The 9,510-nt window shown below is 71.1% G+C and carries 10 protein-coding genes; all 10 read left to right on the forward strand.

The genetic code is table 11. From position 1 onward, the window contains the following. Positions 1-973 (forward strand): signal peptidase I (gene lepB / locus DY245_RS19865; protein ID WP_244943144.1); only part of this gene is annotated, 973 nt, incomplete at its 5' end. Further along, positions 915-1,898, forward strand: coding sequence for a signal peptidase I (gene lepB / locus DY245_RS19870; protein ID WP_128508605.1), 984 nt, complete (start codon positions 915-917; stop codon positions 1,896-1,898). The genes lepB (DY245_RS19865) and lepB (DY245_RS19870), both read left to right, overlap by 59 nt. A gap of 54 nt (positions 1,899-1,952) precedes the next feature. Beyond that, positions 1,953-2,594, forward strand: a 642-nt coding sequence (gene lepB / locus DY245_RS19875; RefSeq protein ID WP_244943145.1) for a signal peptidase I, incomplete at its 3' end; no start/stop codon positions are given. A 272-nt stretch (positions 2,595-2,866) separates the two neighbouring features. Next, positions 2,867-3,322: an NUDIX hydrolase gene (locus DY245_RS19880; RefSeq protein ID WP_128508606.1), complete on the forward strand. Its 456-nt coding sequence runs from the start codon at positions 2,867-2,869 to the stop codon at positions 3,320-3,322. Positions 3,323-3,360: 38 nt separating this feature from the next. Further along, on the forward strand, positions 3,361-3,669 hold the full coding sequence (locus DY245_RS19885; protein WP_003980220.1) for a DUF2469 domain-containing protein: 309 nt from the start codon (positions 3,361-3,363) through the stop codon (positions 3,667-3,669). Positions 3,670-4,208: 539 nt separating this feature from the next. After that, positions 4,209-4,529, forward strand: a complete 321-nt coding sequence (locus tag DY245_RS19890; RefSeq protein WP_042150000.1) for a YraN family protein — start codon at positions 4,209-4,211, stop codon at positions 4,527-4,529. Beyond that, positions 4,529-6,211 carry a YifB family Mg chelatase-like AAA ATPase gene (locus DY245_RS19895; protein ID WP_244943146.1) on the forward strand — a complete coding sequence of 561 codons (1,683 nt, stop codon included), beginning with the start codon at positions 4,529-4,531 and terminating at the stop codon, positions 6,209-6,211. The genes DY245_RS19890 and DY245_RS19895 overlap by 1 nt, the downstream gene beginning before the upstream one ends. Further along, complete coding sequence (gene dprA, locus DY245_RS19900) at positions 6,208-7,485, forward strand: DNA-processing protein DprA (RefSeq protein WP_128508602.1); 1,278 nt, start codon at positions 6,208-6,210, stop codon at positions 7,483-7,485. Before DY245_RS19895 ends, dprA begins: the two co-directional genes overlap by 4 nt. Positions 7,486-7,846: 361 nt before the next feature. Continuing rightward, positions 7,847-8,683, forward strand: coding sequence for an RNA polymerase sigma factor WhiG (whiG, locus tag DY245_RS19905; protein ID WP_128508603.1), 837 nt, complete (start codon positions 7,847-7,849; stop codon positions 8,681-8,683). A 253-nt stretch (positions 8,684-8,936) separates the two neighbouring features. Further along, positions 8,937-9,476, forward strand: coding sequence for a TetR/AcrR family transcriptional regulator (locus tag DY245_RS19910; protein WP_181923769.1), 540 nt, complete (start codon positions 8,937-8,939; stop codon positions 9,474-9,476). The last annotated feature ends 34 nt before the right edge of the window (positions 9,477-9,510 follow it).

A 9,510-nucleotide genomic window follows, 5' to 3' on the forward strand; every position in this document is an offset into this window, starting at 1 on the left:
CGGCGACGGCACACGGGCCGGCCGGCCCGCGACCGGCGGACGGGCCGAGCGGCGGCGCCAGGCCCGGCGCATCAAACGCCGCAGGCGCCGCTCCTACATCAAGGAAATCCCCATCCTCATCGGCGTGGCGCTGGCCATCGCCCTCGTCCTGAAGACCTTCCTCGTCCAGGCGTTCGTCATCCCGTCCGGCTCCATGGAACAGACGATCAAGATCGGCGACCGGGTGCTGGTCGACAAGCTCACGCCCTGGTTCGGCTCCAAGCCGGAGCGCGGCGATGTCGTCGTCTTCAAGGACCCCGGCAAGTGGCTCAAGGGCGAACAGCACCAGCCCGCCGACGACGGGGGCGCCTTCCAGCCGGTCAAGGACGCCATGACCTTCATCGGGCTGCTGCCGTCCGCCGATGAACAAGACCTGATCAAGCGGGTCGTGGCGGTCGGCGGCGACACCGTCAAATGCTGCGACAAGCAGGGCCGGGTCACCGTCAACGGCACCCCGCTGACCGAACCGTACGTCCACCCGGGCAACCCGCCCTCCCAGCTGAAATTCACGGTGAACGTCCCCACCGGACGGATCTTCGTGATGGGCGACCACCGCTCCAACTCCGCGGATTCGCGCTTCCACCTGGACGAGCCGTACCGTGGCACGGTCTCGGAGGACAGCGTCGTGGGCCGGGCCGTGGTGATCGCCTGGCCGTTCAGCCACTGGCGACGCCTCGAAGAGCCGGACACCTTTGCGACGGTGCACGACGCGCCGGGCGCCAGGGCGTCCGCAGCGGGTGCGCCGCATAGGGTGTCACCCGAGAGTTTGACCGTACTCCCGACCCCTGCGGAACTCCCGCTCGTTATGGGAGTGGTGGGCCTGCGCCGGTTGACGGGCGGGCGAGTGCGTGGAGTGAGGAGCAGATGTGGGGGACTTGGCGGTCGGCGCGCGGTCCGGAACCGAAGAGCCCGAAGAGCCGGCAGGGGGCGGTGAGACCCCGCAGCCGGTGACGAGTTCCGTACATCAGTCACCAGCACAGTCACAGCCGGAGTCATCGGCGCGCTCGCCGCGTTCGGCGTCGTCGGACCGGCCGGGCGGGTCGGATACGTTGGGCACACCAGGGGGCAAGGAGGTGAGCGGCAGTATGAGGAGGGCCAAGAAGCCACGTGCCTTCTGGAAAGAGCTGCCGATCCTCATCGGTATCGCCCTGCTCCTCGCGCTGCTGATCAAGACGTTCCTGGTGCAGGCGTTCTCCATCCCGTCCGACTCGATGCAGGACACCCTGCAGCGCGGGGACCGGGTCCTGGTGGACAAGCTGACGCCGTGGTTCGGCTCCAAGCCGGAGCGCGGTGAGGTCGTCGTCTTCCACGACCCGGGCGGCTGGCTGAACGAGACGCCGACCCCCGAGCCCAACCCCGTCCAGAAGGTCCTCAGCTTCATCGGTCTGATGCCCTCGGCCGAGGAGAAGGACCTGATCAAGCGGGTCATCGCGGTCGGCGGCGACACCGTCGAGTGCCACGGCAGCGGCCCGGTCAAGGTCAACGGCAAGGCGCTGAAGGAAGACTCGTACATCTTCCCCGGCGTCACCCCCTGCGGGGACCGGGCATTCGGCCCGATCCACGTCCCCAAGGGCCGGATCTGGGTGATGGGCGACCACCGCGACGACTCACTCGACTCCCGCTACCACCAGAACCTCAAGGGCCACGGCACGGTCTCGGAGGACGAGGTCGTCGGCCGCGCGTTCACCATCGCCTGGCCCATCAACCGCTGGGCGACCCTGCCCGTACCGGACACCTTCGATCAGCCCGGGATCAACAAGGCAATGGCGGCGGCTCCGGCCGCCCTGGGCCTGGCCGGCGCGGTACCGATCGTGCTGTGGCGCCGCCGGAGGCTGACCGGAGAGCGTAACCCCAGGTAAGGTGCCGTCCCGGATCTTCGACGCGGGCCCGGTCCGCGGGGTGGGAGCGCTGGGATGAGCAGCAGTACGGAACGCAGGACCGACGGCCGCGGCCGGACCACGGGCAGTGTGCTGTCCGGTCTGGCCGTGGCCCTCGGCTGTGTGCTGTTCCTGGGCGGCTTCGTATGGGCGGCGCTGATCTACCGCCCGTATACGGTGCCGACCGATTCGATGTCGCCGACGATCGCGGCCGGGGCCCGGGTCATCGCCGAGAAGGTGGACGGATCCGAGGTACGCCGCGGCGACATCGTCGTCTTCAAGGACTCCGTGTGGGGCGACCTGCCGATGGTCAAGCGCGTCGTCGGCGTCGGCGGCGACAAGGTCTCCTGCTGCACCAAGCACGGCCGGCTGACCGTGAACGGAATCCCCGTCGAGGAACCGTATCTGCAAGGCAGCGGCCCCGCCTCACCCGTCGGCTTCAAGGCCAAGGTCCCCACCGGCCAGCTCTTCCTGCTCGGCGATCACCGAAGCGACTCCCTCGACTCCCGCGTCCACCTCACCGACAGCGATCATGGCTCCGTCCCGCGCAGCGCCGTCAACGCCCGGGTCGACGCCCGCGCCTGGCCGCTCGGCAGCATCGGCATGATGCAGCGCCCGACCAGCTTCTCCGCCTTCCCCGGTGGCACCTCGCAGCCGGGCCCGCTACAGCCCATCACCNGCCTTCCCCGGTGGCACCTCGCAGCCGGGCCCGCTACAGCCCATCACCCTCGCCGTGGTCGCCGGCGCGGTCCTCATCCTCGGCGGCTCCGCCTACGGGCCCATCGCCCGGCGCAAGGGGCGGCGGCGTGCGTGAGGGACGGGCGGCCGAGGAGCCGGGCAAGGGGCCGGGCCCTGGGCTAGCGCCCGCCGAGGGGGCGGCCGAGAGCCGTGAGGCTTCCGCGGTTGCCGACGAGCCCGAGCCGGCCGGCGTACGCCAGGTCTCCCGCGTCGTGCTGCTCGACCCCGACGACCGGATCCTGCTGCTCCACGGCTTCGAACCGGACCGCCCCGCCGACACCTGGTGGTTCACCCCCGGCGGTGGCCTCGAAGGAGCCGAGACGCACGAGGAGGCCGCCCGCCGCGAACTCGCCGAGGAGACCGGCATCACCGACGCGGTCCTCGGCCCCGTCCTGTGGAAGCGCCACTGCGCCTTCCCGTTCGACGGGCGGCGCTGGGAGCAGGACGAGTGGTACTACCTGGGGCGAACCAACCGGACTGTCACCGACACCGGCGGGCATACGGACCTGGAGCGACGCAGCGTCTCGGGACTGAGGTGGTGGACTTCGGAAGAACTGTCAGCGTCACGTGAGACGGTGTATCCGACCAGACTCGCCGAGCTGCTGCGCACACTGCTCGACGAAGGGCCCCCGAGTGCGCCGGTGCTCCTGGAGACCGAGCGGGTCTGACGCACAATAGGGGGACGCACGGCTGAAGGGGATCTGCCATGAGCGCCGAGGACCTCGAGAAGTACGAGACCGAGATGGAGCTGAAGCTCTACCGGGAGTACCGCGACGTCGTCGGGCTGTTCAAATATGTGATCGAGACCGAGCGACGCTTCTACCTCACCAACGATTACGAGATGCAGGTGCACTCGGTCCAGGGTGAAGTCTTCTTCGAGGTCTCGATGGCCGACGCCTGGGTCTGGGACATGTACCGTCCGGCTCGCTTCGTCAAGCAGGTGCGAGTGCTCACGTTCAAGGACGTGAACATCGAGGAGCTCAACAAGAGCGATCTGGATCTTCCGGGGAGCTGAGGCGGCCGGAGACTGCTTGCCGGCCGGCGCCTGCGGGGCGACGGCCGGGCCTGCTTCGGGCTGCCTGGTACGCCCGCCATGACCTGGGCCGACCCCCGGACGGGTGAGCGGGTTATCCACAACCGGCTCGTTGTCCACCAAGATCCAATAGATCTGCGCGGGGGCGTCAGAGTCGGTGCCGGAGGTGGTACCGCATGAACGCCACGGACGACATGCAGCACGGCCGGCAGGCCGCGGACGATACAGCGGACGACGCGCAGGTCAGGGGCCCACAGGTCAGGGACCCACAGGTCAGGGACACGCAGGCCAGGGACCGGGTGCGGGGGACGTGCTTAGAGCCCCGTAAGGGCCCGGAGCGTGACGGGCGGCCGAGTGATCGCCGAGGGCCCGGGCGCCGGGCCAGGCCGCCTACGGGTTCCCGGAACGCTGCCGCAGGTAGCGCTGGCAGCCCCGCCGCAGCGACCCCCAGCACCACCGGGCCGACGGCGACCAAACCGACCGACACCCGACGACGCGCTCTCGGCCGCTACGGCGAAGACCTGGCCGCCCGGCGGCTCATCGAGGCCGGGATGCGGATCCTGGACCGCAACTGGCGCTGCCGTGACGGAGAGATCGACATCGTCGCCGCCGACGGCGACGCCCTCGTGGTCTGCGAGGTCAAAACCCGCCGCGCCGGCTGGTACGAACACCCCATGGCGGCCGTACGCCCCGAGAAGACCGCCCGACTGCGCCTGCTGGCAGAACGCTGGCTGGAGCGCCACGGCGGCCCGCCACCCGGTGGCGTACGGATCGATGTCATCGGCGTACTGCTGCCGGCCCGCGGCGCCCCGGTCGTCCAGCACGCACGGGGGGTGGCGTAATGGGATTCGCCCGCACCTGCTCCGTCGCCCTGGTCGGCGTCGAAGGCGTGGTCGTCGAGGTCCAGGCCGACCTGGAACCGGGCGTCGCGGCGTTCACCCTCGTCGGGCTGCCCGACAAAAGCCTGATCGAGTCCAGGGACCGGGTGCGCGCCGCCGTCGTGAACTCCGGCGCCGAATGGCCGCAGAAGAAGCTCACCGTCGGCCTCAGCCCGGCGTCCGTACCCAAGAGCGGCAGCGGATTCGACCTGGCCGTGGCCTGCGCGGTCCTCGGCGCCGCCGAACGCCTCGATCCCCGCGAACTCACCGACCTCATGATGATCGGCGAACTGGGCCTGGACGGCCGCGTCCGCCCCGTACGCGGAGTGCTGCCGGCCGTGCTGGCCGCCGCCGACGCCGGATACCGCCAGGTCGTCGTCCCGGAACGGACCGTCGCCGAGGCCTCCCTCGTCCCCGGCATCTCCGTCCTCGGCGTCCGCAGCCTTCGCCAGCTCATCGCCGTCCTCGCCGACGAACCGGTGCCCGACGAAGAAGAACCCCTGGAAGAAGGCCGCCCCGACCCGCTTCTGGCCGGCCTGATCGTCCCCGGCACCGGCATCAGCGCCGGCCTGCCCCGCGGAGAACACGCACCCGACCTCACCGACGTCGCAGGCCAGCACAGCGCCCGCCGCGCCCTGGAGGTGGCCGCCGCCGGGCGCCACCACATCTTCTTCAAAGGCCCGCCCGGCGCCGGCAAAACCATGCTCGCCGAACGGCTCCCCGGACTGCTGCCACCCCTGTCGCCCAAGGAATCCCTGGAGGTCACCGCCGTCCACTCGGTAGCCGGCACCCTCCCACCAGGACAGCCACTGGTCCACCGGCCGCCCTACTGCGCCCCGCACCACTCCGCGACGATGGCATCCCTCGTCGGCGGCGGCACCGGACTGCCCCGACCCGGAGCCGTATCCCTTGCCCACCACGGCGTGCTGTTCGTGGACGAGGCCGCCGAATGCAGCCCACGCGTCCTGGACGCCCTGCGCCAGCCCCTCGAATCCGGGCATGTCGTCGTCGCCCGCGCCGCCGGCATGATGCGCATGCCCGCCCGGTTCCTCCTCGCCCTCGCGGCCAACCCCTGCCCCTGCGGACGGCACGGCACCACCAGCGGTGGCTGCGAATGCCGGCCGTCCTCCATCCGCCGCTACCGCGCCCGCCTCTCCGGGCCGCTGATGGACCGGGTGGACCTACGGATCGCCGTGGAGCCGGTCGCCCGCTCCGAACTGATCGCGTTCGGCCGCGGCGCCGAATCCACCGCGACCGTGGCCGCACGCGTACACGCCGCCCGCGAACGCGCCGCTGACCGCCTCGCCGGCACACCCTGGAACACCAACAGCGAGGTACCCGGCCATGAACTGAGAACCCGCTGGCAGGTCCACCCTGGCGCACTGGCCCAAGCGGAACGCGACCTCGAATGCGGCCTCCTCACGGCCCGCGGCCTCGACCGGGTCCTCCGCGTCGCCTGGACGGCCGCCGACCTCTCCGGCCGCGACCGCCCCAACAGAGAAGACGTCAACTGGGCCCTGGAACTCCGCACAGGCGTACGTCGCGGCACGCTCACGGCGGTGGGCGGCGGCGAAAGCCGGCGCGAGACCACGGCCGCGCGGACCCCGCAAGAAAGCGGCCCCCGCAAGAGAAGGGGTGAGCAATGAACCGCACTGACGAATGGGGCTTCGCGACGAGCGCCCCGCAGACCCCCGCGGACGACCGGCGTCACCCGCCCGACGCGGCTCCTGCCTCGCCCACGACGGCCGCCCGGCCGCCGGCTCGCCGCACAGCGTACGAACCGCAGCACACGGCCCGCGCGGCCCTCACCCGGATCCTCGAACCGGGTGACGAAACCGCCGGCCGCTGGCTGCGCGAAATGGGCCCAGTGGCCCTGTGGCACATGCTGTCCGACGACGACGCGGCCCCACCCAAGGACGCAAGCCCCGCCAAGATCGCGGGCCTGAGGCTACGCGCCGCACGGGCACGCCCCGCCGCCGACCTCGCCGCCGTCACCGCTCTCGGCGGCCGGTTCATCTGCCCCGGGGACGACGAATGGCCCGGCCAGCTCAACGACCTCGGCGATGCCCGCCCCGTCGGCCTATGGGTGCGCGGCACTGCCAACCTCCGGCTGTGGGCGCTGCGCTCGGTCGCCGTCGTCGGCGCCCGCGCCTGCACCGAATACGGAGCCCACCTCGCCGCCACCCTCAGCTCCGGACTCGCCGAGCGCGGCTGGGCCGTCGTATCCGGAGCCGCGTACGGCGTCGACGGCGCAGCCCACCGCGGTGCCCTGGCCGCCGACGGCGCGACCATCGCCGTACTCGCATCCGGCGTCGACTACGCCTACCCGCGCGGCCACACCGAGTTGATCGGCCGCATCTGCGAACAGGGCCTGGTGGTCGCCGAATTACCACCGGGCGACCACCCCACCCGCAGCCGCTTCGTCCAGCGCAACCGCGTGATCGCCGCGCTCACCAGAGGCACCGTCGTCGTGGAGGCCGAACTCCGCAGCGGCTCGCTCGTCACCGCCCGGCGGGCGCTGGCCCTCGGGCGATTCACGATGGGCATGCCGGGCCCGGTCACCAGCGGTCTGTCCGCCGGTGTGCATCAACTCCTGCGCGGCGAGGCCGCGGTGGTCACCGACGCCGACGAGGTCATCGAACTCGTCGGCAGCATCGGCGACCTCGCCCCCGAGCGCCGAGGGTCCACCCGCATCCGCGACCTCCTCGACCCCGTCGCGACCCGCGTGCTGGAGGCACTGCCCGCGCGCGGCAGCACGGACACCACCCACCTCGCGCAGGAAGCCGGCACGCCCCGCGATGTCACCCAGGGCAAACTCTTCGAGCTCCAGTCCCTCGGATTCGTTCAAAGGTGCGGTGACCGCTGGGAGTTGGCGCGACGCGCCGAGGCGACCGAGGGTTCCCGGCGAGGCGGTACTTGACCTGGGGCGAACGGGTGAAAGGGTGAGGGGAATGACCGCAGAATCCAGGTTTGCCGTGCTTCGGCGCACGGGCCCGACCCGTGGGGAGACGGCGATGTGGCGCAACGGACGCACGGGGTCGCACCCGATGCGTCACGGCGTCCGCCCGCACGGCCCGCCGGAGGCCTGTACCCGGCACCGTGTCCGGGTATCGCCACGCCGTACGAGGTAACCCTGAGGTGCGGGCAGCGGAACGTATCTGCGCACCCCCGAACCTGCCTCCATCGCGCACCGCGACACTCTGGTCACGCTACGCTCACAGACAATTCAGCCCTCACACATCCACCCACCCGCGTCTCGGCAGAACGGCTCAAGGCGACGAATGCCCCAGCACACCTCCGGGTCTGACCGTGCGGCAGTACCACCCGCCGCGCGCGGCAGCGTGCGCCCCGCCCCGCCCACTTCGCTCGACGAGTTGTGGCGCGCCTACAAGGCATCAGGCGACGGCCGGCTGCGGGAGCAGCTGATCCTGCACTACTCGCCGCTGGTCAAATACGTCGCCGGCCGCGTCAGCGTCGGACTGCCACCCAACGTCGAACAGGCCGACTTCGTCTCCTCCGGAGTCTTCGGACTGATCGACGCCATCGAGAAGTTCGACCCCGAACGCTCCATCAAGTTCGAGACCTACGCCATCACCCGCATCCGCGGCGCGATGATCGACGAACTGCGTGCGCTGGACTGGATCCCGCGCTCCGTGAGACAGAAGGCCCGCGCCGTCGAACGGGCATACGCCACCCTCGAAGCGCAACTGCGCCGCACCCCGTCCGAGGCGGAGGTCGCGGCGGAGATGGGCATCGCGCTGGAGGAACTCCACAATGTGTTCAGCCAGCTGTCCCTGGCGAACGTGGTGGCCCTGGAAGAGCTGCTGCACGTCGGAGGCGAGGGCGGTGAACGGCTGAGCCTGATGGACACCCTTGAGGACACGGCGGCCGAGAACCCCGTAGAGATCGCCGAGGACCGCGAACTACGGCGACTGCTCGCGCGCGCCATCAACACCCTCCCCGACCGCGAGAAGACCGTGGTGACGCTCTACTACTACGAGGGCCTCACGCTCGCCGAGATCGGCAACGTCCTCGGCGTCACGGAGAGCAGGGTCAGCCAGATCCACACCAAGTCCGTACTGCAACTCAGAGCCAAGCTCGCCGACGTCGGCCGCTGAGCCACTGCCCGGCCTGAGCTACCTCTCGGCCGCCGAGTCTCGTCGCGGAAGCCGCATCGCCTCCCGGACCGAACTCCGACCGGGGACACCGAGTCACCTCCCTGACCGCACCTGCGTGCACACGCCGAGCCTCCCCGCGGCCATCGAGCCTCCCTGATCCGTGTCGCCATGCGGAGTGCCGCGACGGGCACGCCATCCGTAGAGTGGTGACGTGCCCAGGATTCGAGCGGCCTCTGTGGCCGAGCACCGGACGATGCAGCGCGGCGCCCTCTTGGACGCCGCCCGCTCCCTGCTGTCCGAAGGCGGAACGGAAGCGCTGACCTTCCCCGCCCTCGCCGAGCGCACCGGACTCGCGCGCTCCTCCGTATACGAGTACTTCCGCTCGCGCGCAGCCGTGGTCGAAGAGCTGTGCGCCGTCGATTTCCCCGTCTGGGCCGCCGAGGTCGAAGCGGCGATGGAGCGCGTCGACACGCCCGAGGAGAAGGTCGAGGCGTATGTGCGCCGGCAGCTGGCGCTGGTCGGCGACCGGCGCCACCGTGCCGTCGTCGCCATCTCGGCCGGTGAGCTGGACGCCGGCGCCCGCGAGAAGATCCGCGCGGCGCACGGCGGACTCATCGCCATGATCGTCGAAGCGCTCGCCGCCCTCGGCCACGAACAGCCCCGACTCGCCGCCATGCTCCTCCAGGGCGTCGTCGACGCCGCGGTCCGCCGCATCGAACTCGGCGCCGCCGAAGACCCGGGCGAGATCACGGAGGCAGCGGTCGCCATGGCTCTCCGCGGCGTCCGCGGCTGACCCCGGGGGGCCTCCCCCCCCGCCCCCGGCCCCC

The organism is Streptomyces inhibens (genome assembly GCF_003389455.1).
Taxonomy (GTDB): domain Bacteria; phylum Actinomycetota; class Actinomycetes; order Streptomycetales; family Streptomycetaceae; genus Streptomyces; species Streptomyces inhibens.

Excerpts from the sequence above, each read along its gene's own strand:
- DY245_RS19885 (WP_003980220.1), top strand. The coding sequence starts at position 3,361 with ATGAGCGCCGAGGACCTCGAGAAGTACGAGACCGAGATGGAGCTGAAG.
- DY245_RS19895 (WP_244943146.1), top strand. The coding sequence starts at position 4,529 with ATGGGATTCGCCCGCACCTGCTCCGTCGCCCTGGTCGGCGTCGAAGGC.
- dprA (WP_128508602.1), top strand. The coding sequence starts at position 6,208 with ATGAACCGCACTGACGAATGGGGCTTCGCGACGAGCGCCCCGCAGACC.
- whiG (WP_128508603.1), top strand. The coding sequence starts at position 7,847 with ATGCCCCAGCACACCTCCGGGTCTGACCGTGCGGCAGTACCACCCGCC.
- DY245_RS19910 (WP_181923769.1), top strand. The coding sequence starts at position 8,937 with ATGCAGCGCGGCGCCCTCTTGGACGCCGCCCGCTCCCTGCTGTCCGAA.